20 protein-coding genes and 2 tRNA genes are annotated in these 24,230 nt (G+C 72.6%); 4 read left to right on the top strand and 18 right to left on the bottom strand.

The genetic code is table 11. The annotated features are described in order from the left end of the window. Window positions 1-957 precede the first annotated feature (957 nt). From IE172_RS02035 to leuS, 3 genes are all read right to left on the bottom strand, one after another. A complete protein-coding gene (locus IE172_RS02035) occupies window positions 958-1,803 on the bottom strand; it encodes a DegV family protein (protein ID WP_190095281.1) in 846 nt (281 codons plus the stop codon). A gap of 127 nt (window positions 1,804-1,930) precedes the next feature. Continuing rightward, window positions 1,931-2,674 carry a hypothetical protein gene (locus IE172_RS02030; RefSeq protein WP_190095280.1) on the bottom strand — a complete coding sequence of 248 codons (744 nt, stop codon included), beginning with the start codon at window positions 2,672-2,674 and terminating at the stop codon, window positions 1,931-1,933. 160 nt (window positions 2,675-2,834) lie between these two features. After that, the gene (gene leuS, locus IE172_RS02025; RefSeq protein ID WP_190095279.1) at window positions 2,835-5,708 is read right to left on the bottom strand and encodes a leucine--tRNA ligase; all 2,874 of its coding nucleotides are present in this window, start codon (window positions 5,706-5,708) and stop codon (window positions 2,835-2,837) included. A 482-nt stretch (window positions 5,709-6,190) separates the two neighbouring features. Between leuS and IE172_RS02020 the strand changes: the two genes are divergently transcribed. Both IE172_RS02020 and IE172_RS02015 read left to right on the top strand, forming a co-directional pair. Continuing rightward, window positions 6,191-7,483, top strand: a complete 1,293-nt coding sequence (locus IE172_RS02020; protein ID WP_190095278.1) for a ferric reductase-like transmembrane domain-containing protein — start codon at window positions 6,191-6,193, stop codon at window positions 7,481-7,483. Next, window positions 7,480-9,090: an NADH-quinone oxidoreductase subunit NuoF family protein gene (locus tag IE172_RS02015; RefSeq protein WP_190095277.1), complete on the top strand. Its 1,611-nt coding sequence runs from the start codon at window positions 7,480-7,482 to the stop codon at window positions 9,088-9,090. The genes IE172_RS02020 and IE172_RS02015 overlap by 4 nt, the downstream gene beginning before the upstream one ends. A 115-nt stretch (window positions 9,091-9,205) precedes the next feature. On the opposite strand, the gene IE172_RS02010 is transcribed toward IE172_RS02015, so the two are convergent. From IE172_RS02010 to IE172_RS01970, 9 genes are all read right to left on the bottom strand, one after another. After that, a tRNA-Ala gene (locus IE172_RS02010) sits at window positions 9,206-9,278 on the bottom strand. 123 nt (window positions 9,279-9,401) lie between these two features. Next, window positions 9,402-9,635, bottom strand: coding sequence for a hypothetical protein (locus tag IE172_RS02005; protein ID WP_004931461.1), 234 nt, complete (start codon window positions 9,633-9,635; stop codon window positions 9,402-9,404). A gap of 3 nt (window positions 9,636-9,638) precedes the next feature. Beyond that, window positions 9,639-9,812 carry a hypothetical protein gene (locus IE172_RS02000; protein WP_190095276.1) on the bottom strand — a complete coding sequence of 58 codons (174 nt, stop codon included), beginning with the start codon at window positions 9,810-9,812 and terminating at the stop codon, window positions 9,639-9,641. Between the two features lie 202 nt (window positions 9,813-10,014). Next, a tRNA-Ala gene (locus tag IE172_RS01995) sits at window positions 10,015-10,087 on the bottom strand. Between the two features lie 132 nt (window positions 10,088-10,219). Then, entirely contained in the window at window positions 10,220-10,885 is a 666-nt protein-coding gene (locus IE172_RS01990; RefSeq protein WP_190095275.1) for a histidine phosphatase family protein, read from the bottom strand. Then, the gene (gene rsfS, locus IE172_RS01985) at window positions 10,876-11,322 is read right to left on the bottom strand and encodes a ribosome silencing factor (protein ID WP_190095274.1); all 447 of its coding nucleotides are present in this window, start codon (window positions 11,320-11,322) and stop codon (window positions 10,876-10,878) included. Before rsfS ends, IE172_RS01990 begins: the two co-directional genes overlap by 10 nt. 94 nt (window positions 11,323-11,416) lie before the next feature. Then, complete coding sequence (locus IE172_RS01980; RefSeq protein WP_190095273.1) at window positions 11,417-13,111, bottom strand: LytR C-terminal domain-containing protein; 1,695 nt, start codon at window positions 13,109-13,111, stop codon at window positions 11,417-11,419. 16 nt (window positions 13,112-13,127) lie between these two features. Beyond that, window positions 13,128-13,766: a nicotinate-nucleotide adenylyltransferase gene (nadD, locus tag IE172_RS01975; RefSeq protein ID WP_190095272.1), complete on the bottom strand. Its 639-nt coding sequence runs from the start codon at window positions 13,764-13,766 to the stop codon at window positions 13,128-13,130. A 70-nt stretch (window positions 13,767-13,836) separates the two neighbouring features. Next, entirely contained in the window at window positions 13,837-14,001 is a 165-nt protein-coding gene (locus IE172_RS01970) for a hypothetical protein (protein ID WP_190095271.1), read from the bottom strand. Window positions 14,002-14,374: 373 nt separating this feature from the next. On the opposite strand from IE172_RS01970, the gene IE172_RS01965 reads away from it, so the two are divergent. Next, entirely contained in the window at window positions 14,375-15,490 is a 1,116-nt protein-coding gene (locus IE172_RS01965) for a M48 family metallopeptidase (protein WP_190095270.1), read from the top strand. Between the two features lie 36 nt (window positions 15,491-15,526). On the opposite strand, the gene IE172_RS01960 is transcribed toward IE172_RS01965, so the two are convergent. The 5 genes from IE172_RS01960 to proB all read right to left on the bottom strand — a co-directional run bounded on the left by IE172_RS01960 (window position 15,527) and on the right by proB (window position 20,389). After that, the gene (locus IE172_RS01960) at window positions 15,527-16,597 is read right to left on the bottom strand and encodes an SCO2583 family membrane protein (RefSeq protein WP_190095269.1); all 1,071 of its coding nucleotides are present in this window, start codon (window positions 16,595-16,597) and stop codon (window positions 15,527-15,529) included. Window positions 16,598-16,672: 75 nt separating this feature from the next. Continuing rightward, on the bottom strand, window positions 16,673-17,239 hold the full coding sequence (locus IE172_RS01955) for an SCO2584 family spore wall biosynthesis protein (RefSeq protein WP_466685206.1): 567 nt from the start codon (window positions 17,237-17,239) through the stop codon (window positions 16,673-16,675). Window positions 17,240-17,337: 98 nt separating this feature from the next. Further along, window positions 17,338-18,624, bottom strand: a complete 1,287-nt coding sequence (locus IE172_RS01950; protein ID WP_190095267.1) for a glutamate-5-semialdehyde dehydrogenase — start codon at window positions 18,622-18,624, stop codon at window positions 17,338-17,340. 64 nt (window positions 18,625-18,688) lie between these two features. Continuing rightward, window positions 18,689-19,141 (bottom strand): DUF8830 family protein, encoded by a 453-nt coding sequence (locus tag IE172_RS01945; protein WP_494402822.1) that lies wholly within the window; start codon window positions 19,139-19,141, stop codon window positions 18,689-18,691. Between the two features lie 141 nt (window positions 19,142-19,282). Continuing rightward, window positions 19,283-20,389: a glutamate 5-kinase gene (gene proB, locus IE172_RS01940; RefSeq protein ID WP_190095265.1), complete on the bottom strand. Its 1,107-nt coding sequence runs from the start codon at window positions 20,387-20,389 to the stop codon at window positions 19,283-19,285. Between the two features lie 337 nt (window positions 20,390-20,726). Here proB and IE172_RS01935 point away from each other — a divergent pair, with 337 nt between their 5' ends. After that, the gene (locus IE172_RS01935) at window positions 20,727-22,850 is read left to right on the top strand and encodes a hypothetical protein (protein WP_438817001.1); all 2,124 of its coding nucleotides are present in this window, start codon (window positions 20,727-20,729) and stop codon (window positions 22,848-22,850) included. Here the strand turns inward: IE172_RS01935 and IE172_RS01930 are convergent. After that, a complete protein-coding gene (locus IE172_RS01930; protein ID WP_190095264.1) occupies window positions 22,819-24,045 on the bottom strand; it encodes a glycosyltransferase family 2 protein in 1,227 nt (408 codons plus the stop codon). The genes IE172_RS01935 and IE172_RS01930 overlap by 32 nt on opposite strands. Window positions 24,046-24,230: the final 185 nt, after the last annotated feature.

Below are 24,230 nucleotides of genomic sequence, written 5' to 3'. Positions count from 1 at the left end.
CCCGCGCCCGGGCCACCGCCCGAACCCACCGAGTCCCAGAGAGGTGCCACGGTCGCCCGCCGCTCCACCACCACACCATCGCCAACACCCGAGCGCCCCGGCGCGAGCGAACGTGCCACGGCCGCCCTCCGGTCCACCAGCACCTTGCGATCCGCGGGAGCTACGCGTGGAGGCCCGCCCGGACCCCCTGATGCCGGCGGACGTCCCACGACCGGCCGGCGGAGCCTCGCGGTGGGGCCGCTCCCCTCCCCGGCCGTCCCGGGTGCCGGAGCACCCGCGCTCCCTGAGGCGAACGCCCGTTCCACCGCTGCCCGTCGCTCAGCCCTGGCTCGGAACGCGGCCTCGCGCCCCGCGGGGCCCTCACGGCGCGGGGGATCCTCACAGCCCGCGATCCCCCTGCCGTCACCGCCCGGCAGCCGCGCCTCCCCGGCACGCCCCGCGAGCCGGGGTGCGGGAGCCTCACGGTCACCTCCTGCGTCGGCCGGCCGCTGCCCCGTCGTCGCCCGGTCCGCGTCGGCCGAACGGTCGGCGGGAGCAGCACGGTGGGCGGCCGCCGGTCCCGCGGCCCGTCCACCGTGGTCCGGTCCGCTCCGTGCCCAGCTCGGGGCCCGCCTGACGCTTCCACGGCCGGCGGTGGCGGGAACCTCTTCGCCGACCTCGCCGACCTCGCCGCCTTCGCCGAACAGGGCTTCCGCCCGCCGCCGGAGTTCCTCCGCCGAGGTGTGGTGTGCGTGGCGCGCCCGGGGCCGGGGCCTGCCGTCGCGGCGGTGCCGGGCGCGGCTGTCGGATCCCGGGCCGCGGCCCGGTCCGCCGGTCGGGGTCGCTGTGCGTGAGCGTGATCGAAGTGCCATGCGAAGAGGATCCGGCACATCGGATCATCCGCGTCGATCTTGGTGGATTCCCGTGGATGACCGCCGGGTTGTGGACAACTCCGTCACCCGTACGAGCGCTCCGGTCTCACCGGGCGGAGACCACGACCCCCAGCAGCCCCGGGCCCGTGTGGGCCCCGATCACCGCGCCCACCTCGCTGACATGCAGGTCCGCCAGTCCCGGCAACCGGGTCCGCAGCCGCTCCGCGAGGGCCGAGGCGCGGTCGGGGGCGGCGAGGTGGTGGACGGCGACGTCGACCTCCGCGCCGCCCGCCCGGTCGGCCGCGATCTCCTCCAGGCGGGCGATCGCCTTGGACGCCGTACGCACCTTCTCCAGCGGCTCGATGCGGCCGCCCGCCAGCTGCAGCAGCGGCTTGACCGCGAGTGCCGAGCCCAGCAACGCCTGCGCGGCGCCGATCCGGCCGCCCCGGCGCAGGTAGTCGAGCGTGTCGACGTAGAAGTAGGCCGACGTGCCCGCCGCCCGTTTCTCCGCGGACGTGACCGCGTCGTCGACGGTGCCGCCCGCTTCCGCGGTCTCCGCCGCCGCGAGCGCGCAGAAGCCGAGCGCCATGGCGATCATTCCGGTGTCCACCACCCGGACCGGCACCGGCGCCTGGCGGGCGGCGACGACGGCCGCGTCGTAGGTGCCGGAGAGTTCCGCGGAGAGGTGCAGGGAGACGATGCCGGTCGCGCCGGACTCGGCGGCCCTGCGGTAGGTCTCGGCGAAGACCTCGGGGCCGGGCCGGGACGTCGTCACCGGGCGCCGCTTCTGCAGAGCCTGGGCGAGGGAGCGGGTGGAGATCTCGGTGCCCTCTTCGAGGGCGCGGTCGCCGAGGACCACGGTCAGGGGGACCGCCGTGATGCGGTGCCGCTCCATCGCCTGGGCCGGAAGGTAGGCCGTTGAATCGGTGACGATCGCGACATGGCGGGACATGAGCTGGAGGTTACCTGGCGTAGTGCCCGTGCGGCAGCCCGGCCCGGCGGGCCGCGTCCGGCCGTGGCCGGATCACGCGCCGCTCACGGTGGGCTCACGCGGTGCCCGTCCGCCGCTCAGGCGTTGCTCAGGTGGTGCTCTCGGGGCGCGGCTTCTTCTGCCAGGGGTAGGTGGGGCGCGGCGCGGGCGGGTCGAGGGCGGGCCGGGCGGCGTCCTGTTCGGGCTGCCGCCCGGAGGACGCGGTCCGTGGAGCCTCCGGCCAGGTCTGGTCGTCCGCCGGGGCGGAGGGGGCCTCGGGCCAGCGCGGGGGCGCGGCCGGCTCTTCCGTGGTGGTCCAGTGGCGCAGGGCCCCGGTCTCCACGTCGATCTGCCGGCTCAGGGAGTCCAGGTCGTCGCCGGAGAAGCGGTGGGCGCGGTCGCGGGCCGCCCAGCGCAGGGAGTCGGCGGAGCCCGCGATGCGCTCGGTGCGCTCCCGCAGCTCGGGCAGGCGCGCGGCGAGGGTGGTGCGGTCCGGCTCGGACTCCAGGCGCCGCAGTTCGCCGTCCAGTTCGTGGCCGTGTGCGCTCAGGCGGTGGAAGAGGCCGAGGGATTCCTTGACCGACTCGTCCTCGACCGCGGCGGCCTCCAGCGCGTCCTGCGTGGCCCGCATGGAGGTGCGCAGCTTGAGGCGGAGCTGGGCGATCTCCCCGGCGGGGCCGGTCTGGGCGAACGCCTTGGCTCTCAGGGTGTGGTCCTCGACCGTGCGGCGGGCCTGGGTGATGTGCCGGTCGGCGCTGCGCTTGGCGGCGCCGACGACCTTCACCGTGGCGTAGACGCCGAGCACCACAAAGAGCACGAAGAGCAGGGCGACCACTGCGAACACCGCTTCCACGAGGCTCCTCCTCCGGGCCCTTCGGCCTGTACCGGCGCGCTTCGCGCCGCTCTTCAACGGTAAACGCAACGGGCAGGTCAGGAGTTCCGCCAGAACCCCGAACCTGCCCGTAGGGGACTACCCGGAGCCGTGAGGCGAACGCCCGGCCCGCGCGCTCACCTCACGCCGGGACGATGTTCACCAGCTTCGGCGCCCGCACGATCACCTTGCGGATCCCGGCGCCGTCCAGCGCCGCGACCACGCGCTCGTCGGCCAGCGCGGTCTTCTCCAGCTCGTCGTCGGAGATGGCGGGCGACACCTCCAGGCGCGCCTTGACCTTGCCCTTGATCTGCACGACGCAGGTCACGGTCTCGTCGACCACGTACGCCGGGTCGGCCACCGGGAAGTCCCGGTGCACCACGGAATCCGCGTGCCCCAGCCTGCGCCACAGCTCCTCGGCGACGTGCGGGGCCAGCGGGGCGACCAGCAGCACCAGGGACTCCGCGACGGGGCGCGGCAGCGCCCCTCCCCGCTTGGTCAGGTGGTTGTTCAGCTCGGTGACCTTGGCGATGGCGGTGTTGAAGCGCATGCCCCCCAGGTCGCCGCGCACCCCGTCGATCGCCTTGTGCAGCGCGCGCAGGGTGTCCTCGTCGGCCTCGTCGGTGTCGGCGACGGTCACCTCGCCGGTCGCCTCGTCGACGATGTTGCGCCACAGCCGCTGCAGCAGCCGGAACTGTCCGACCACCGCGCGGGTGTCCCACGGGCGGGACACGTCCAGCGGACCCATCGCCATCTCGTACAGGCGCAGCGTGTCGGCGCCGTACTCGGCGCAGATCTCGTCCGGGGTGACCGCGTTCTTCAGGGACTTGCCCATCTTGCCCAGCAGCCGGGAGACCCGCTCGCCCTGGTACCAGTAGCCGCCGTCGCGCTCCTCCACCTCGGCGGCCGGCACGGCGATGCCCCGGCTGTCGCGGTAGACGTAGGCCTGGATCATGCCCTGGTTGAACAGCTTGTGGAACGGCTCCGCCGAGGAGATGTGTCCCAGGTCGAACAGCACCTTGGACCAGAAGCGGGCGTACAGCAGGTGCAGCACGGCGTGTTCGGCGCCGCCGACGTACAGGTCGACGCCGCCGTGCGGCATGCCCTCGCGCGGGCCCATCCAGTACTGCTCGATCTCCGGGTCGACCAGCTTCTCGGAGTTGTGCGGATCCAGGTAGCGCAGCTCGTACCAGCAGGAACCGGCCCAGTTGGGCATGGTGTTGGTCTCGCGGCGGTACCGGCGCGGGCCGCGGCCGTCGCCCAGGTCGAGGGTGACGTTCACCCAGTCGGCGTTGCGCGACAGCGGCGTCTCGGGCTGGGTGTCGGCGTCGTCCGGGTCGAAGGTGCGGGGGCTGTAGTCCTCGACCTCGGGCAGCTCCAGCGGCAGCATCGACTCGGGCAGGGCGTGGGCGATGCCGTCCTCGTCGTAGACGATCGGGAAGGGTTCGCCCCAGTAGCGCTGGCGGCTGAACAGCCAGTCGCGCAGGCGGAAGTTGACGGTGCCCTCGCCGTGGCCCTCGCGCTCCAGCCAGTCGATGATGCGGGTCTTGGCCTCGGCGACGCCCAGGCCGTCCAGGGAGACCTGGTCGTTCGACGAGTTGATGATCCTGGCGTCGTGGGAGGAGAAGGCGTTCTCCCACGTGGAGGTGTCGGTGCCGCGGCCGTCGGTCGGTTCGACGATGCAGTGGATCGGCAGCTCGAAGGCGCGCGCGAACTCGAAGTCGCGCTGGTCGCCCGCCGGTACGGCCATGATGGCGCCGGTGCCGTAGCCCATCAGTACGTAGTCGGCGATGAAGACGGGGACCTGCTCGCCGTTGACCGGGTTGGTGGCGTAGGCGCCGATGAAGACGCCGGTCTTGTCCTTGGCCTCGGCCTGCCGCTCGACGTCGGACTTCGAGGCGGCCTGCGCGCGGTAGGCGGCGACGGCCTCGGCCGGGGTCGCGTGGCCGCCGGTCCACACGTCGTGGGTGCCCTCGGGCCAGGCGTCGGGGGTGAACTTCTCCACCAGCGGGTGCTCGGGCGCCAGCACCATGTAGGTGGCGCCGAACAGGGTGTCGGGGCGGGTGGTGAAGACGGTGATGTTCTCGCCGTCGATGGGGAAGCCGACGCGGGCGCCCTCGGAGCGGCCGATCCAGTTGCGCTGCTGCAGCTTGATCGCCTCGGGCCAGTCCAGGGCGTCCAGGTCGTCCAGCAGACGGTCGGCGTAGGCGGTGATCCGCATGTTCCACTGGCGCAGCTTGGCCTTGAACACGGGGAAGTTGCCGCGCTCGGAGCGGCCGTCGGCGGTGACCTCCTCGTTGGCCAGCACGGTGCCCAGGCCGGGGCACCAGTTGACGGGCGCGTCGGAGGCGTAGGCCAGGCGGTACTCGCCCAGCAGGTCGGCGCGCTCGGCCTCGTCCAGTTCGTTCCAGGAGCGGTCGCCGGGGACGCCGCGCTCACCGGACTCGAACAGCTCGACCAGCTCGGCGATCGGGCGGGCGCGCTTCGCCTCGTCGTCGTACCAGGAGTTGAAGATCTGCAGGAAGATCCACTGGGTCCACTTGTAGTAGTCCGGGTCGATCGTGGCGAAGGACCGGCGCTTGTCGTGGCCCAGGCCCAGCCGGCGCAGCTGGGCCTTCATGTTCTCCATGTTGGCCTCGGTGGACACGCGCGGATGCGTGCCGGTCTGCACCGCGTACTGCTCGGCGGGCAGGCCGAAGGCGTCGAAGCCCAGGGTGTGCAGGACGTTGTGCCCGGTCATGCGCTGGAAGCGGGCGAAGACGTCGGTGGCGATGTATCCCAGGGGGTGGCCCACGTGGAGGCCGGCGCCGGAGGGGTAGGGGAACATGTCCATGATGAACTTCTTGGGCCGGGCGGCCAGCTCCGCGTCGCCCGCCAGGTCACCCTTGGGGTTGGGGGCCGCGTAGGTCCCGTCGGCGTCCCAGAAGTCCTGCCAGCGTGCCTCGATCTCGGCGGCCAGGGCGGCCGTGTAGCGGTGCGGCGCGGCCTCCGCGGCTGCGGGGTTCGTCTCGCTCATGATCCTCAATGCTCCATCGATCGTCTCTGCCTGCTGCTGCGGCGTGGCGGAAATGAAAAATCCCCTCGCACAGGAGGGGACGCCGCGCCGATTCCGACCAGCCGGTCACCGGCGGTCGGGACTGATCAGCGCGGCTCGCTAAGCAGAAGGCGTACGGCACGCATGGCGTCAGGGTACCGCAGCAGCCGATCCCGCCGCGACGCATGACCTTCCGCGCTGACCCAAGGTCAAAGGTTACTTCGCGTAACCGCCGCTAAGGGACATCACAACGGCCACATTGTCTTTTGATAACAGCGCAATAACTCAAACCTCGTACTGATCGGTACGTCGAGGCTTAGAGTTCGGCAGCGGGACCGCTTTACCGAACCGTTCGGAGTTGCCCCCATGAACCCTCGTCCAGACAGCAGCCCTCCCCCCGCTCGGGGCCGGTCGGCTGCGACTCCGTCGTGCCCGCTCCACGTCGTGACGTCGGGAGGTAGGTCGTGAGGCCGGACGACAGCACGGCGGACGACTGGTTCGCCGAGTTCCTCAACTTCGGCGTGGGCGTCCTCTCGCTCGTCTGCCTCAGCTGCTCGGTGATCTGGGGACTGGTCGCCCAGGACCGCATCCTGCTCGGCCCGCGCCAGCGGATCCTGGCGCAGGCGGTGCACCGCACCACCGCGGTCGCCTCGGTCGTCTTCCTGCTGATCCACATCTTCATCAAGCTGGCCCTGGACCACACCACGTGGATCGCCGCGGTGATCCCCTTCGGACTGGCGCTCACCGACGACGAGGCCGTCGCCGGCCGGTCCTTCCTCATCGGACTCGGCACCCTCGCCGGCATGCTGATGATCTTCGTCGCCATCACCGGCGTCCTGCGCAACCGCTTCGCCTCCCCGGCGCCGGTGGCGGCCCGCTGGCGGGCGATGCACATGCTGGCCTACCCGGCCTGGTGCGCGGCGCTGGTCCACGGCCTCTACGCGGGTCGAGCGGCCAAGCCCGTCTTCCTGATCCTCTACGGACTGTCGCTGCTCGGCGTCATGGCCGCCCTCGTCGTGCGCGCCTCCCCGCCGCGCGTGAAGCGCAGAATCGCCGACCGGATCACCGCCCTGCTCGGCACCGCCGACCAGCGGGGCCGTGAGCAGCTGGAGGAGAGCAGGGCCCGGGCGGCGGAGTCCGCCCTGCCCGGATACGAGTCAGGACGCGGCTCCGCGCGGGGCGAGCGGCGCCCACGCGGTGAACGCCCGAGGTACGACACCGGTGAGCGGCCGATGTACGGGGGCGGCGGCCCGCTGTACGAGACCGCCGAACGCGCGGCCGCCCCGGAACCGGCGAACGGCTTCGCGGCCGCCTACCGCGCGGTGTCGGCCCCCGGCCGGCCCCCGGCCGAACAGGAACCCCTCACCGAGGCGACCGCCCGGATGGAACTGCCGGTGGACCTCCGGCCGACGGAGACCTTCCCGCGCGTGGACGGCCCCTCCAGCACCTCGGGCAGCTGGCCCGTCCCGTCCCCGCCGCCGGTCGGCGAGGCCCCGCCCTCGGCGTACGACCCGCTCAACGACACGGGATACACCATCCCCGCGTATGACAATTCGGCCGGCTCCGGCTTCGGTTCGAGTGATGTGTACGACACCGGTGAGACGAACGGCCTCTACGGCACGTACAACCCGGGTGACACGTACAACAGCGGTCCCGCCAATGAACCACTCCCCGGTGCGTCGCCGTCGTCCTCCTACGACTTCGACGCACCGGGTTCGGGCGAACCTTGGAACACGCCCTCCGGAGGCTTTAAGTGAACGAGGCCCTGCCCGACGTACCCGAAGTCCGCGTGGTCGGCCTTCCCCAGCTCACGTCGGGCTTCGACCTTGTCGACCGGCTCGATCTGCCCATGCACCTCAAGGTGCACGGGCCGCTCGAGCCCCTGGGCGGTGAGCAGCTCGCGCAGCTCGCCGAACGCATCAACCTCAGGGGCCGCGGCGGCGCGGGCTTCCCCTTCCACAAGAAGCTGCGCTCGGTCGCCGAGACGGCCATCAAGCGCGGCGTGCGGCCGGTCGTCGTCGTCAACGGAAGCGAGGACGAACCGGCCTGCCGCAAGGACACGGTGCTCATCAACCGTGCCCCCCACCTCATCCTGGACGGCGCGCTGCTGTGCGCCGAGGCCATGGGTGCCCGCACGCTTGTGGTGGGGGTCACCCGGGAGTCGACCCAGCGCTCCATGGAGGCCGCGCTCGCCGAACGCGGCCTGAACAACGGCCGCCGCTCCGCGCTGCGCGCCCGCGTGCAGCGCAACCCGGTCCGCATGGTGACGGGGGCCGCGGCCTCCCTGATCCGGTCCATCGACGGCGGACCGGCGATCCCGCCCGGCCGCAAGACCAGCGCCTCGAAGAACGGCGTGGGCGGCGCGCCCACACTGCTGTCCAACGCCGAGACCTTCGCCCAGCTCGCCATCGCCGCCCGCATCGGCCCGGAGCGCTACGGCAACACGGGGCTGTACGACGAGCCGGGCACCGTGATGCTCACGGTGTCCGGGGCGGTGGCCCGCCCGATGGTGATCGAGGTGCCGACGGGCGTGCCGCTGCGCTACGTCCTCCAGCTCGCCGGTGCCCCGCCGATGCCGCAGGGGGTGCTGACGGGCGGCTACCACGGCAAGTGGATCGACGCGGCGACCGTCAACGAGGCGATCGTCTCCCGCAACTCCCTGGACGCGGTGGGCGGTTCGCTGGGCGCGGGCGCGATCCTGCCGATCAGTCAGGACACCTGCCCGCTGGGCGAGTCGCTGCGGGTCGCGCAGTGGCTGGCGGAGGAGAGCGCGGGCCAGTGCGGCCCGTGCTACCTGGGTCTGCCGGCGGCCGCGCGGGGACTGGAGGACATTCTCAACGGGGGCGGCCCGGCCGCCCTGGAGGCGGTCAAGCAGGTCGCCAGGAACGTGAAGCGGCGGGGCGCCTGTTCGCACCCGGACGGCTCCGCGATGTTCCTGGAGTCGACCGTCAAGGCGTTCACCGACGACCTCGCCGCCCATGTCCTCGGCAACGGCTGCGGACGGCCCGTGGCGGGCGTGCTGCCGCTCTTCGAGGGGGGCAGGGCCCCTACGGGCATCCCGGGCGGCGGGGGCGAGGAGAACGGTCCCAGCCGCCAGAAGATCTACGTCGACTGGACGCTGTGCCGGGGCCACGGCCTGTGCGCGGACATCCTGCCGGAGGTCTTCCAGCTCGGCGCGGACGGCTTCCCGACGGTGGCTCAGGCGCAGGTGCCGCGTTTCGCGGAGGCCAAGGCGCTGCGGGCGGTGCGCCGCTGTCCGGCGCTGGCCCTGCGCGTCGAGGACGAGGCTCCGCAGGCCAAGGCGCCGTCGCGCAACCTGCCGGTGCTGTCCCAGGGGCGCGGGCGGCGGGCCCTGGGCCGCTGACCCGGTGCGGGTCCGTCCGGCGTCACCTCGCCGGACGGACCCGCACACCGGCCGGCCGGTGTGCACAACGAGCGAGGGCGGACCATCCGTTCGGATGGTCCGCCCTCGACTTCTGTGGAGCTAAGGAGAATTGAACTCCTGACCTCCTGCATGCCATGCAGGCGCTCTACCAACTGAGCTATAGCCCCTTGCCCTGCTCCGCCCGGTTTCCCCGGCGGCGTCGCCAACTTTACACGGTCGACCCGGCCCAACACCAAATCGGTTTCGCTCCGCCCGGTCATGTCCGACATGCCCCCGGGCCGCGGACGGGATCACGCGGTGACGAACGAATAGAAACGCTTGAGCGTGCAGTGCTCCTCGAGCAGCCGCCCGTAGATCGGCTCACCCTCGAGTTCGCGGTACGTCTCGATGGGGTCGCCTTTTATGATCAGCGCCCGCGCGCACTCCTCGCACCAGTACTGGTACTCGGGATTGATCGGCTCCATGTCGCGGACGATGGGCGTGCCGCTGCCGCACCAGTCGCACTTCCGCCTGTGTGCACCCATCGATCAGCTCCAGCTGTGGCCGCAGGCCGTGCACACGAAGGAGATCCCGCCGTTGTCCCCGAGCACCTGGGCGACGTGCGCGGAACCGCAGGAAGGGCAGCTGAGCCGGGTCGAGGTCCGTGGGGTCGACACCGCTCCGAGGAGGTGGTCGACCTCCTCGAGGATGCTCCCTGGCATCACAACTCCCTCCCGTCGGGCCGCGCCCCCAGCCGGTCGTTTGATTCTGCCACGACCGGGCCAATACGGTCAGCGACGCCGTGGTACCGGTCGGGACACGGCTCGACGCCCCGCAGAGGTATACGCCCGGGGAGGCCGTCCTGCTCATCGGCGGACAACGAAAAAGCCCGCCTCCTTGCGAGGAGGCGGGATCTTCGTCATGTGGAGCTAAGGAGAATTGAACTCCTGACCTCCTGCATGCCATGCAGGCGCTCTACCAACTGAGCTATAGCCCCTGGCTGCCGCGTACTGCGGCTTCCCGGTGTTTCGCCCCGCTCGGCGGGGCGAACAAGAAGAACTTTAGCCTGCGACCTGCCAGAAAGTGAAATCCGGGTCCCGGGGCGTCCCCGGGCCGGATCCGGGGGCTCTCAGTCGTCGTCGCCGAGCACGGGTTCCGGCAGGGTGCCGGCGTTGTGCTCCAGCAGGCGCCAGCCCCGGACGCCCTCGCCCAGGACGGACCAGCAGCAGTTGGTGAGACCGCCCAGTCCTTCCCAGTTGCGCGGGTCCAGCCCCAGCAGCCGGCCGATGGTGGTGCGGATGGTGCCGCCGTGGCTGACCACGACGAGCGTGCCGTCCTCCGGGAGCTTCTCGGCGTGCCGCAGCACCACGGGGGCGGCGCGGTCGGCGACCTCCGTCTCCAGTTCGCCCCCGCCGCGGCGGACGGGCTCGCCGCGCTTCCACGCGGTGTACTCGTCGCCGTACCTGGCGATGATCTCGTCGTGCGTGAGGCCCTGCCAGACGCCCGCGTAGGTCTCCCGCAGGGCCTCGTCGTGGGTGACGTCCAGGCCGGTGAGCGCGGAGAGCTCCGCGGCGGTGGCCGCGGCCCGCCTCAGGTCGGAGGCGACGATCGCGTCGGGCCGCAGACCCGCGAGGAGGCGGGCGGCCCTGCGGGCCTGGGCGACGCCGGTCTCGGTGAGCTCGACGTCCGTGGAGCCCTGGAAGCGGCGCTCCACGTTCCACGAGGTCTGGCCGTGCCGCCACAGGATGACGCGGCGGCCGCGGCGCACGCCCTCACCGGTGGCGCTCACCGCCACTCACCATCCGGCTGCGCCGCCTCCTCGGCCTCCTGCTGCTTGGCGTGCTCGGCGGCCTTGCCCTTGGTGGCGCGGGCGTCCTCGGGCAGTTCCAGCTCGGGGCAGTCCTTCCACAGCCGCTCCAGGGCGTAGAAGACGCGCTCCTCGCTGTGCTGGACGTGGACGACGATGTCGACGTAGTCGAGGAGCACCCAGCGGGCCTCGCGGTCGCCCTCGCGGCGGACCGGCTTGGCGCCGAGCTCCTTGCTGAGCCGCTCCTCGATCTCGTCGACGATGGACTTGACCTGGCGGTCGTTGGGCGCGGAGGCCAGCAGGAAGGCGTCGGTGATGGACAGCACGTCACTGACGTCGTAGGCGACGATGTCGTGCGCGAGCTTGTCGGCGGCCGCCTGGGCGGCGGTGTGGACGAACTCGAGGGAACGGTCGGTTGCGGTCACTGCCAGGCTTTCGGTAGGCGGTCGTTTGACCTCAAGGGTCTCACGGACCGCCCGGCGCACCCCACGTGATGAGCGCGGGGTGCGCGAGGGCGCCCTAGGAGCCGGGGTCGTAGTCCTGGCCGAGGACCACCGAGACGCGGGCGTTCGCGGAGGTCTTGCCCTGGGTCACGGAACCGGCGGGCAGCCCCAGGGTCTTGGCGACCTCGGCGGCGTTCTCCTTGTCGGCGGCGTCCGCGTAGACGACCTTCGAGGTGGCCACCGCGTCGGCGGTGCCGGCCCCGCGGAAGGTGAAGCCGCCGTTGAGGAGGACCACGCGGGCCTTCTCGGCGCGGTCTTCGGCTCCGGTGGCGTTGCGCACGGAGACGCTGACGGCGGCGTCCGGGTCGGGGCTCTTCGCGGTGCCGCCGAGGACGTCCTTGACCACGCCGTCGCTCGCCTCGGCGGTGAGCGTGCCGTCGTCGCGCACGGGCAGCAGGGTGGTGCGGTGGTCGCCGCCCTTGGCGAGGTCGGAGAGCCGGGCGAGGAAGGAGCCGAGGTCCTTGTCGGTGAGCGGCGGCTCGATGATCTGCCCGAGGGTCTGGATGGTGAGGGTGGCGGCGTCCGGGTCGGAGGTCATCTTGCGCAGGACGCCGTGCAGGACCTGCCCGAACCGCTCCAGCTGGGCGTCCTGGGCCTCGCCCGAGCCGAGGTGGGTGGCGTAGGCGACGGCCGCCTTGCCGCTGAGGGTCTGCTTCTTCCCCTTCCTGACCAGGGGTGCCTCGCCCTTCTTGGCGTCCGGGTCGGGCACGTCGGTGTCGGTGTCGACCTCGATGTTGCCGACGAGGTCGACGAGGGTGAGCAGGAACGGGGTGTCCAGCCGCCAGGTGCCCTCGATGTCGGTGCCGAGGGTGGTGTCGAGCGAGGTCCTGGTGCCTTCGGAGCCGTCGTCCTCGACCGACTTGGCGAGCGTGGTGGTGCTGCCGTCGTCGGCGGTGAGGGCGAGGGAGTTGGGCAGCAGGACGGTGGTGCCCTGCTTGGTGGTGGTGTTGTCGACCAGCAGGGCGGTGGCGGTGCCGCCCCGTTCGGTGTCGTGGAGGTGGACGACGAGCACGTCCCGCTTCTGGGCGCCGGCCGCCGTCGTGGTCCCCGTCTCCGGGCCGGAGGACAGCCCGGGCAGCTTCCCCGCGTACCAGAGGTAGCCGACGCCGCCGGCCACGACCAGGGCGAAGGCGACGACGAGGGCGACGACGCGGCTGCGGGCGCGGCGTTTGGCCTCCTCGCGGCGCTCGGTGCGGTTCTCGGTGAACGCGAGCCAGTCGATGACGTCCTCGGAGTCGCCGTCGGGCTCCTCGACGAAGGCGAACTGCTCGGTGCGGTACTCCCGGTCGGGCTCGTCCCGCGCCGGGTCGTCGTCGACCGGTCCCGCCTGCTGGGGGATGTGCGCGGTCTGTTCGGCGACCCGGGGCTGCTGCCCGGTGCCGGAGTGCGCCGTCTGCCCGTAGGGGTCGTACGACGGCTGCTGGTGCCCGCCCGTGCCGTACGGGTCGTAGGAGTCGTAGCCGTCGTAGGAGGGGGCCTGGGGCTGCTGCGGGGCGCCGCCGGCCGCGTAGGGGTCGTAGGACGGCTGCTGGTGTCCGCCGGTGGCGTACGGGTCGTAGGCGTAGTCCTGCCGATCCTGCTGCTGGTAGCCGTCGTACTGCTGCGGCTGCTGGTCCGCGGCCTGGCGGTAGACAGGCCGGCCGTACTCGTCGTAGCCGACGAGCTCGTAGGGGGCGCCGCCCCCGTGTCCCGCGTCGTATCGGTCGTTCACCGGTGCCCCTCTCGGATCACTCGCCGCGGTACAGCTCGCGCTTGTCGATGTAGCGCACGACTCCGTCCGGCACCAGATACCAGACGGGTTCTCCCTTGGCGACTCTCGCACGGCAGTCCGTCGAGGAGATGGCGAGGGCGGGAACCTCCACCAGGGAGACACCGCCCTCGGGGAGTCCGGCGTCGGTCAGGTGGTGTCCGGGCCGGGTCACGCCGATGAAGTGCGACAGGGAGAAGAGTTCCTCACTGTCGCGCCAGGTGAGGATCTGGGCCAGCGCGTCGGCGCCGGTGATGAAGAACAGGTCCGTGTCCGGGTTGAGGGCGCTCAGGTCGCGCAGGGTGTCCACGGTGTAGGTGGGGCCGCCGCGGTCGATGTCGATGCGGCTCACCGAGAACTGCGGGTTCTCGGCGGTCGCGATGACCGTCATCAGGTAGCGGTCCTCGGCGGCGGAGACCGCGCGGTGGCTCTTCTGCCACGGCTGTCCGGTGGGGACGAAGACCACTTCGTCCAGGTGGAACTGCGCGGCGACCTCGCTGGCCGCCACCAGGTGCCCGTGGTGGATCGGGTCGAAGGTGCCGCCCATCACACCCAGTCGGCGCTTGCCGCGTTCGGCGGGGCCACTGCCGGGGCCGGTAGGCCTGTCCTGCTCTCCCATGCGTGCAGACCCTACCGGCCCGGTCCGGGCGCCCCGTCCGCCAGTGCCCTTCCGGGCCGGCCGACGGGGGTCAGCGGTCCCGGTTGAAGCGGGTGGTGATCCACAGCAGGGTCAGCAGGGCCAGCAGGACCAGGCCCCCGACAAGGTAGGGGTTGAGACTCTCGTGGTTGCCGCTGTGCTCTCCGCCCTCGGAGGCGAGAGTGACCAACTGGGCAGCGGCGCTGTGGAAGCTCATCTTCGGCAGTACCAATCGCGTGTGGGCGGGACAAGGACGTCCGCTCATCGTATGCGGGCGTCTCCGCGACGATCACGCCGACTCCACCGTTGCGGGCGTGCGCGGCGTCCGGAGCGCCGCGGCAGGAACCTTGTCCGGCTCTCAGTCGTCCTTCCGGCTGTAGCCGCGCAACAGGAACCACGCGGTGAGCGCACAACCCACCAACATGACGACCAGAACGATCCGGATCACGATTCCCGCGCCTCCTCGGCCTCGCCGAACGTCCGTACTGCCCGTCCACGGTATCTCCGCCTAGGCTGGGGCTTCGCCGCGGGGGAGCGACGGGCCGCGGCGCGGGGCCCGCACAGGTCACTCAGACGCACATGGGGGAAACATGTCCGACGGCCACCAGCACAACGGGCACGAGAGCGTGCCGAGCAGGCAGCGCAGGCGCTTCCCCGGAATCTCCTCGCGTGCGTACGAACACCCGGCCGACCGCTCCGCGCTGGTGGCGCTGCGGAAGCTGAGCGGCTTCGACACGGTCTTCAAGGCGCTCAGCGGGCTGCTGCCCGAGCGCAGTCTGCGGCTGCTGTTCCTGTCCGACTCGGTCCGGGTCTCGGACCGGCAGTTCGCGCACCTCAACGACATGCTGCGGGACGCCTGCTACATCCTGGACCTGGAGAAGGTCCCGCCGATGTACGTCAACCAGGACCCGAATCCCAACGCGATGTGCATCGGTCTCGACGAGCCGATCATCGTGGTGACCACGGGGCTGGTGGAGCTGCTCGACGAGGAGGAGATGCGGGCGGTCGTCGGGCACGAGGTCGGGCACGCGCTGTCCGGGCACGCCGTGTACCGGACGATCCTGCTGTTCCTGACGTCGCTGGCGGTCCGGGTCGCCTGGATCCCGCTCGGCAATTTCGCGATCATGGCGATCGTGACGGCGCTGCGCGAGTGGTTCCGCAAGTCGGAGCTCTCCGCGGACCGTGCGGGGCTGCTGGTCGGGCAGGACCTCCAGGCGTCGATGCGCGGTCTGATGAAGATCGCGGGCGGCAACCACCTGCACGAGATGAACGTGGACGCGTTCCTGGAGCAGGCCGAGGAGTACGAGGCCGGGGGCGATCTGCGCGACTCCGTGCTGAAGATCCTCAACGTGCTGCCCCGCTCGCACCCGTTCACCACGGTGCGGGCCGCCGAGCTGAAGAAGTGGGAGGCCTCCCGCGACTACCAGCGCATCCTGGAGGGTCACTACCCGCGCCGCGACGAGGACCAGGACGCCTCGGTGCGTGACTCCTGGAGGGAGTCGGCGAGCGCCTACGCGGGCGAGGTGAAGAACTCCAAGGACCCGCTGATGAAGCTGGTCAGTGACCTCGCGGGCGGCGCCGGCGACCTGGGCGACCGGGTCCGCCGCGGCTTCGGCGGCTTCGCGTCCCCGGGCCCGAAGCAGGGACCGCGGCCGGACGGCCCCTCGGACACGGACGCCGGAGGGCCGCCCCGCGGCGACGCCTGAGGGCACCGGGCCCGCGGGGCCGGTGACCGCGAGGGCTCAGAGTTTCGGCTGGGCGGCCGGTGACAGGGAGCCGCACAGGGCCGGGGCCGTGTCGGTGGTGTAGGGGTCGGTGCCGCGGGGGGCGTCCTTCTCCGCCGTCCGGCCGGCCAGCAGCGGGCGCAGCCGGGCGGCGGTGTCCTCGGCGCAGGACAGCGGCCCGGCCTGGAGGTGGGCGCCGACGAGCTCGGCCTGGTGCAGGCGCAGGTCGTCGTGGTCGAAGCGGAAGCGCAGCTCGCGGCGGACGGTGAAGAGCGACGCCTCGGCGTCCCGGCCGGCGCCGGCCGGCCGCACCGCGTAGACGAAGGTGTGGTCGGTGGTCACCTCGAGGGTGGCGGCGTCGGCCTCGGCCGCCCGCATGGTGCCGCGGACCCGGATCCCCTGGTCGGCCAGTTCCACCTGGGAGGGGTCGAAGCGGACCAGCCATCCGGTGGGCGCGTGCCGTCCGTCGGCGGTGGGCCGGTCGAAGCTCCGGTCGAACTGGCCGTGCTGCCCGGAGTCGAGGAGCAGCCGTACGGGGCGGGTCTCGCCGCCGATGAGCACCCCGGGGTCGAGGGAGGACCGTACGAGGTAGTCCTTCGCGGTGAGCAGGGCGGTGACCACCTGGCTGTCGGAGAAGTGTTCGGTGCTCCGGGTCGCCGGGAGGGGCACGCCGTCGGCGCCGGTGTTGAAGGGGGCCGCGGGACTGCGCGCGTACAGCCGTTCGACGTCGGTGGTGCCGGGCACCTCGCCCCGGGGTGCGAGCGGTACGACGGTCATCCTCAGCGGCTCGGCCGGCTCGGCGCCCGCGGGGGCGCGGCCAGGGCGCACGCCCATGAAGACGGCGGTGCCGAAGGCCACCGCGATCAGCAGGAGGAGGACCAGCGCCTGCCGGGACGGTCGGCCCCTGCGCGGGGGCGGGCTGCGGCGGACGGCCGGGGCGTGGTCGGTGATGCGCTCTCGTGCGGAGTACTCCTGGAGCCGGGCAGCCCGGACGAAGGACTCGTCGAAGACGACGGACCCGTACTCGTCCTCTCCGCCTCCGGGGGCTCCCTCGGGCGTCCCCTCGGGCGGGTCCGAAGGCCCTCCCATATCTTCAGGGTGGGTCCTGGGGCGGCGCGGTAAACGCCCGCCGGCGTCCCTTTCCCGACGGGCGGGAACGCGGGCTCAGGGGCCGGCGCCGGGGATCACCGGGACGGCCGGCTGGGAGTAGTCGGCCGACGCGGAGGGCGCGGCGGCGCTGCCCCGCTCCGCACCGGTGGACGCGGGCGGCGGGGCGGGGTCCTGCCGGCCGGAGGAGCCGCCCCGGTAGACGGCCGAGAAGGCGAGCGCGACCATGCCGATGCCCATCACGAGGGCGAGCACCCAGGCGACGGGACGGTGCCAGCGCACCTGCCTGCCGTACGGGCCCGGGGAGCCGTAGTCGTCCTCCAGGGCGTCCGCGTCGGCGTCCGGGTCGTCGTGGCGCGGGCCGTGCCGGTAGCCGCCGTACGCGTCGTCGTAGCGCTCGCGGCGCGCGCGGGTGCGGTGGGCCTCGGCCTCGGAGGCCTCGGCTCTGGCCTGCGCGGCGGCCAGGAGGCGTTCCACGGCGGTGGGCTCGTGCACCTGGGCCGCGCGTACGAAGTCCTCGTCGAAGACCACGGAGGCGAACTCTTCGTCCGACACTCCGCGGTCGTGGTCGTCGTCGGGCTCCCTGCCGTCCGGGAACGGCGTGCCCCCCACGTCCTCCGGCACGCGTCCAGAGTAGACCTGGGGGGACGATTTGGGCAGACGGTATGGAAATTCATCCATCTGCCGGGACGCCGGTCGCGGCGGTCACCGCCGCGACCGGTTCAGCGCCGTACGTGGCCGTCGCCGGTGACGATGTACTTGGTGCTGGTCAGCTCGGGCAGGCCCATCGGGCCCCGGGCGTGCAGCTTCTGCGTGGAGATGCCGATCTCCGCGCCGAAGCCGAACTGGCCGCCGTCGGTGAAACGGGTCGAGGCGTTCACCGCGACCGTGGTGGAGTCCACCAACTGGGTGAACCGGCGGGCGGCCTGCTGCGAGGTGGTGACGATGGCCTCGGTGTGTCCCGAGGACCACAGCCGGATGTGCTCGACGGCGCGGTCGAGGGAGTCGACGACGGCGGCGGCGATGTCGTGGGACAGGTACTCGGTCTCCCAGTCCTCCGTGGTGGCCTCCACGACGGTGGCGCGGGAGTCCTTCGCGTACGCCATCACGCGCTCGTCGGCGTGCACGGTCACCCCGGCGTCGGCCAGGGCGTCCAGGGCGCGGGGCAGGAACTCGGCGGCGATGTCCTGGTGGACCAGGAGGGTCTCCGCGGCGTTGCAGACGCCGACCCGGTGGGCCTTGGAGTTGACCAGGATCTCGACGGCCATGTCGAGGTCTGCCCGGGCGTCGACGTAGACGTGGCAGTTGCCGGTGCCGGTCTCGATGACCGGGACGACCGACTCCCGCACGACCGTGTTGATCAGGGAGGCGCCGCCGCGCGGGATGAGCACGTCGACCAGGCCCCGGGCGCGCATCAGCTCGCGCACGCTGTCGCGGCTCTCGCCGGGCACCAGCTGCACGGCGTCGGCGGGCAGCCCGGCGCCGTGCACGGCGTCGCGCAGGACCCGCACCAGCGCGGTGTTCGAGCGGTACGCGGAGGAGGAACCGCGCAGCAGGACCGCGTTGCCGGACTTCAGGCAGAGGGCGGCGGCGTCGACGGTCACGTTCGGCCGGCCCTCGTAGATGATCCCGACGACGCCGAGCGGCACCCGGACCTGGCGCAGGTCGATGCCGTTGGGCAGGGTGGAGCCGCGGACGACCTCGCCGACGGGGTCGGGCAGCGCGGCCACGTCCCGTACGTCGGCGGCGATGGCGCGCACCCGTTCCGGGGTGAGCGTGAGCCGGTCGATCATGCCCTCGCTCAGTCCGCCCTCGCGGGCCCTGGCCACGTCCTGGGCGTTGGCCTCGACGATCTCGCTCGCGCGGACTTCCAGCGCGTCGGCGATGGCGAGCAGCGCGTCGTCCTTGGCGGCGCGCGGCAGCGGAGCGAGGGTGGCCGCGGCGCCCTTGGCCCGGTAGGCGGCCTGGTCGACCGGGGACATCGAGTCGTACGGCGAGAGCGTGGTCATACAGGGAAGGGTAGTGCGGGCGGTGGCCGCGGCCGGCGGTCGTCCCGCACCATGAGACCCGTGTTCAGAAGGGGTGGACGCCGACGGGGGTGGCGAGGACCGGTCCGTATCCGGCGGCGACGCGCTGCTGGTAGGTCGGCCGGTCGATGACCTCCAGGCCGACGATCTCCCACGGCGGCAGGCCCGCGGTCTGCCGGTGCTCGCCCCACAGGCGCAGCGCCACGGCGGCCGCGTCGTGCAGGTCGCGGGCCTCCTCCCAGTAGCGGATCTCCGCGTGGTCCTCGGCGTAGCGGCTGGTCAGCAGGAAGGGGTGGTCGTGGGCCAGCTGCTCCAGCGACCGCCGGAGCTCCGCGACGGGGGTGGGTTCACCGGAGACGCTGAGGGTGACGTGCCACAGCCGCGGGAGGTCGTGGGCCTCGCCGCCCGGGAACCGGTCCCCGGCGGTGACGCTCGTCAGGGCGCGCTCCTCGCCGGCCGCGCGGTCGCCGCCGCGGGACGCCGTCGTACCGGGGCGCACTCGTCTCACGACGGCCTCCTTCACACGCGGACCGCCCGGGGGTCGGGCGGACTGGTCCCTGCGACAAAGTTGAGCAGCCCGCCGCGGATCGCGGGGCGGTTTTGCGGAACGTCCACTACCGAGGGCGGACGTTCCGGCACATTACGGATGCAGGACCACCAGATCGTCCCTGTGTACGACCTCGCGTTCGTACTCACGTCCGAGATCCCGGGCGAGTTCGCGGGTGGAGCGGCCGATCAGGAGGGGGATCTCCTTGGCGTCGAAGTTGACCAGTCCCCGGGCCACCGCACGCCCCTCGCGGTCCCGCAGCTCGACCGGGTCGCCCGCGTTGAACTCGCCCTCGACGGCGGCGATCCCGGCCGGCAGCAGCGACTTGCGGCCCTGGACGACCGCGCGCACGGCACCGTCGTCGAGGGTGAGCGAGCCCTGCGGGGTGGAGGCGTGCTGGAGCCAGAGCAGCCGTTCGGCGGAGCGGCGCCCGGTGGGGTGGAAGTAGGTGCCGGTGTCGCCTCCGGCCAGGGCGTCGGCGGCGTGCACCGCACTGGTGAGGACCACCTGGATGCCGGCGGCGGCGGCGATCCGCGCGGCCTCGACCTTGGTGACCATGCCGCCGGTGCCGACGCCCGCCTTGCCCGCGCTGCCGATCTCGACGTGCGCGAGGTCCCCGGGGCCCCTGACCTCCGCTATGCGCGAGGTGCCGGGGCGGGAGGGGTCACCGTCGTAGACACCGTCCACGTCGGACAGCAGCACCAGCAGGTCGGCGTGGACCAGGTGGGCGACGAGGGCGGCGAGCCGGTCGTTGTCGCCGAACCGGATCTCGTCGGTGGCGACGGTGTCGTTCTCGTTGACGACCGGGAAGGCGCCCATCGCCAGCAGCTTGTCCAGGGTGCGGGAGGCGTTGCGGTGGTGGGCGCGGCGGCTCATGTCGTCGCTGGTCAGCAGCACCTGGCCGACACGGACGCCGTAGCGGGCGAAGGAGGCGGTGTAGCGGGCGACCAGCAGTCCCTGGCCGACGCTGGCGGCGGCCTGCTGCCGCGCCAGGTCCCTGGGGCGGCGGCGCAGGCCCAGCGGGGCGAGCCCGGCGGCGATGGCGCCGGACGAGACGAGGACGACCTCCCGCTCTCCCCCGCTCCTGCACTTCGCCAGTACGTCGACGAGCGCGTCCACCCGGTCGGCGTCCAGACCGCCCGCCGCGGTGGTCAGCGACGAGGACCCGACCTTGACGACGATCCTGCGTGCCTCGCCCACGGCCCGCCTTGCGCCTGACACCTTGCCGCACGTCCCCTCACGTCGATCGTTTCGCCCGCCAGGCAATCTACGCGAAGCGGAGCGGGGGACGCTCGTCGGTCCAGCGTCCGGACGGGCTTGGGGCAGGCGGCCGGACGGGTCCCCGCCGGCGTCCCGAGGGCGTCCCGGACCGGCGCTCCGAGGCGTCCCGGACCGGTGTCCCGGGCGAGCGTCCGGAACGGGCCCGTGTCGCCCGGCGGACACCTGTGCCGGGGGGGTTCCCGGACACGCGCGTGTCGTCCGGTGGCCGGCGGGCGTTAACCGGGCGCACGCCCACGACGACCCTGGAGCGACCGCGGTGCCCGTATCCACACCCCCTCGGCGGCTCGGGGCGGCGTTCCGCCGCCCCCGCCTCCCGCTGCCCCGTCCGACCGGCCGTCCCGCCGTCGTCCAGGCGCTGGTGGCGGCCGCCCTGGTCGGGGCCTGCGCGGCCCAGGCCGTGGCGGCCCTGCTGCCGCACGCGCCGCTGCTGGTCGCGGCGACGGCCCTGTCCCTGGTCGTCGAGGGTGTGCTGTTCCGGTGGCAGCGGGGGGTGCTGACTGTGTTCGCCAAGGCGCACGCCGACGTCACCGTCCGCCACGTGCTGCGCGATCTGCTGCTGGTGGTGGGCCTGCTGCGGCTGGGGGAACAGCACCGGGAGGGCGAGTACGCGGCGATCGCCGCCGGACTGCTGGTCTGCTACGCCCTGCACTGCGCCGTCCAGGCGGTGTCCGTCCTGGTCCGCCGTACCCGCACGCTGCCCGTGGTGACCCGCAACATCGACGCCTCGGCGCTGCGCCTCTCCCCCGCCCCGCCCGCCCTGCTGCGCCGTCCCGGCCACCGGCTGCCGGTGCTGGGCCTGCCCGCGACGGCCGGCCTGGCGGCGACGGCGGTGGCCGACGACACCCGGTGGGCGGCGGCCGGTGTCACGCTGTCGCTGCTGCTCGCCCTGGCCGGTCTGGCCGTCCTGCTGCTGCGGCTGCTGCCCGGACGGCGGCCGGCGGACGAACGGGAGGTGCTCGACTGGTTCGACGCGTGGCTGCAGGAGTACCGGCCGACGGTCGGGCTGTACTTCTCCGGCGGGGCCGCCTCCGCCTACCAGGCCGGCATGTGGCTGGAGCCCCTCGCCCGGCTGGACGCCCGTCCGGTCATCATCCTGCGGGAGCGGTTCATGGTGTCCAGGATCGCGCCGACCGACATCCCCGTCGTGTGCCTGCCGAAGGTCCCCACGCTGATGCGGCTGGAGCACTCCACGCTCCAGGTGCTCATCCACCCCTCCAACTCCGGCAAGACCTCGCAGGTGCTGCGCATCCCCACGATCAAGCACGCCTTCGTCAACCACGGCGAGAGCGACAAGCTGTCGTCCTGCAACCCGTACGCGAAGGCGTACGACGAGGTGTGGGTGGCCGGCCCCGCGGCGCGGGAGCGCTACGCGCTGGCCGAGGTGGGCGTGGAGGACAAGGACGTGGTGGAGATCGGCCGCCCGCAGCTGGACGCCGTCCGCCCGTACGCCGGTCCGCCCGCCGGGCCGCTCACCACCGTGCTGTACGCGCCGACCTGGGAGGGCTGGGACGGCAACCCGGGGAACACGTCGGTGGTCGCGGCCGGCGAGAACCTGGTGCGGGCGCTGCTCGCGGACCCCGGGGTGCGGCTGCTGTACAAGCCGCACCCGCTGACCGGCTCGGTGGACCCGCGGGCGGGCGCCGCGGACCGTCGCATCCGTGAGCTGATCCACGCGGCGAACCGCTCCCGTCCCGGCCGGGTCGCGGAGCCTTCGGCGGAACTCGCGCTGCTCACGGCGGAGTTGGACCGGCTCACCCTGTCCGGCTTCCGGGCGGGCGCCGACCAGGTGGAGCGGATGCTCGCCCAGAGCGCCCCCGAGCCGGGCCGGGCGGAGGCGGTGACGCGGCTGACCGCGGCCTGGGAGGAGACCTACTGGGCCTCGCTGCCGGAGGGGGAGCACCAGGTCGTCACCGACGCCCGGCCCTCCCTCTACGCCTGCTTCAACGTCGCCGACCTGCTGATCAGCGACGTGTCCAGTGTGATCACCGACTTCCTGGCCAGCGGCAAACCCTACGCGGTGGCCAACACCGGCGACCTCACGGAGCCGGAGTTCCGCGCGGCCTTCCCGACGGTGGCGGCGGCGACGGTCCTGACGCCGGACGCGGCCGGGGTGCCGGCGCTGCTGGACACCGTGCGGCATCCGGAGAAGGACGAACTCGCCCAGGCGCGCGCGGAGTTGAAGCTGCGGCTGCTGGGCCCGGCCGTCCCGGCGTCCCAGGAGCGCTTCGCGGCGGCCGTCGAGGCCCTGTGCGCGGCGGCGCGGGAGCACCGGGCCCGCACCTGCCCGCACCTCGCCGCGGAAGTGCCCGGTCAGCGCCGGGAGACCGCCGGGGCGGGGCCCGCGACGCTCACAGCGCGGCGGCCTTCCCCGGGGGCCTGACCTGGCGGGACGCGCGCAGGATCCGACGGACCCTGCGGGCGGCGCGGAGCACCGGGGAGGGCGTGCCGTCCTCGGCGTAGCCGGGGATGGCGCGCGCCTCGTGCGGGGAGGCCCGGTACACGGCGTCGGGTATGCCCGCCGCGCGGTCCCGGAAGTGCGGGTAGGCGAGGTAGGCGTGGCGGCCCCGGCGCTTCAGCACGGCCGGCGGCCGCTGCTTCGAGCGGACGAACTCCAGGACGTCGACGAGGAGGTCCGGCCGCCGCTCGGCCACCAGGTGCAGCCGCAGCCGCTCCTCGACCTTGAGCAGCCGGGCGACGCCCTCGGTCCAGTGGCGTTCCATCAGCGGCTGCGCCAGTTCGAGCTTGCGTTCGCGCACCTCGTCGGTGTCCTTGAGGAACCGCGGGCCGAACTGGGGCAGCAGGGTGATCGTGAAGGGCCGCATCATCAGCAGGTCGCGGCGGGGGCCGGCGGGGACGAGGTCGGCGATCAGGTTCATCAGGACCCGGGCCGAGTCGAAGCGCAGGGTGTAGCCGCCGCTCTTGGTGACGTGCTTGCCGTCGTCGCGGCCCACCAGGTAGTAGCAGGTGTAGTCGGCGACCACCGAGACGCCGTCCGCCCGCAGGTACGCCTCCATGGTGAACAGCGCGTCCTCGCCGGTCCACAGGGACTCGTCGAACCGCATGCCGTGCCGTTCGAGCAGCGCGCGGCGGAACAGCTTCTGCGCGCTGAGGGTGTACTTGATGTTGGACGAGTAGACGTCGGTGCGCTCCAGCGTCCTGCCCCACATGGACTTCGGCGCGCCGCGGTTGACGCCCTCGATCCGGCCCAGGACGACATCGGTCCCGGCGCGGTCGGCCATGTCGACCATCCGCTCAAGGGCCTCGGGTCCCAGCCGGTCGTCGGCGTCCAGGAAGAAGACGTAGCGTCCGCCCGCCTTGTCCAGGCCCACGTTGCGCGGGCCGCTGGGGCCGCCCGAGTTCTTCTGCCGGATCACGGTGACCGGCATGGGGGCGCGGGCCGCGAAGTCCTCCAGGCACTGCCCCGTACCGTCGGTCGAACCGTCGTCGACCGCGACGACCTCGACGCGCTCCGGGCCGATGGTCTGCGCCTCCACGGACGCGAGGCACTCGACCAGGTACGGCATCGCCTCGTATGCCCCGATGATCACGGTGACATCAGGCTGTGCCACGGTCACGCTCCCTCTTCACAGGAATTTTCCCTTGTATCGCCTCAATCTCTGTGCGTTAGACGGGTGTTCGAGGCAAAGGGTTGTGTCGGGCCTCCCGTTTCGTGGCTCACGTCACAGGGTGTCCGCGGATGCTCCGGGTATGCGAAGGGGCTGGGTCCACGAAAGACGTCTTTCGTGGACCCAGCCCCTTC

It is taken from the genome of Streptomyces griseoflavus, from assembly GCF_014649995.1.
GTDB lineage: Bacteria > Actinomycetota > Actinomycetes > Streptomycetales > Streptomycetaceae > Streptomyces > Streptomyces griseoflavus.
Note: the sequence above shows the minus strand (reverse complement) of the source record. Positions and strands in the feature narration are given on the sequence as shown.

What these genes read in the sequence shown, in the direction of transcription:
- leuS (WP_190095279.1), bottom strand. Translation starts at nt 5,708, where the DNA reads ATGAGCGAGACGAACCCCGCAGCCGCGGAGGCCGCGCCGCACCGCTAC.
- IE172_RS02000 (WP_190095276.1), bottom strand. Translation starts at nt 9,812, where the DNA reads ATGCCAGGGAGCATCCTCGAGGAGGTCGACCACCTCCTCGGAGCGGTG.
- IE172_RS01960 (WP_190095269.1), bottom strand. Translation starts at nt 16,597, where the DNA reads ATGGGAGGGCCTTCGGACCCGCCCGAGGGGACGCCCGAGGGAGCCCCC.
- nadD (WP_190095272.1), bottom strand. Translation starts at nt 13,766, where the DNA reads ATGGGAGAGCAGGACAGGCCTACCGGCCCCGGCAGTGGCCCCGCCGAA.
- IE172_RS02035 (WP_190095281.1), bottom strand. Translation starts at nt 1,803, where the DNA reads ATGTCCCGCCATGTCGCGATCGTCACCGATTCAACGGCCTACCTTCCG.
- IE172_RS01950 (WP_190095267.1), bottom strand. Translation starts at nt 18,624, where the DNA reads ATGACCACGCTCTCGCCGTACGACTCGATGTCCCCGGTCGACCAGGCC.
- IE172_RS01965 (WP_190095270.1), top strand. Translation starts at nt 14,375, where the DNA reads ATGTCCGACGGCCACCAGCACAACGGGCACGAGAGCGTGCCGAGCAGG.
- IE172_RS01970 (WP_190095271.1), bottom strand. Translation starts at nt 14,001, where the DNA reads ATGAGCTTCCACAGCGCCGCTGCCCAGTTGGTCACTCTCGCCTCCGAG.
- IE172_RS02005 (WP_004931461.1), bottom strand. Translation starts at nt 9,635, where the DNA reads ATGGGTGCACACAGGCGGAAGTGCGACTGGTGCGGCAGCGGCACGCCC.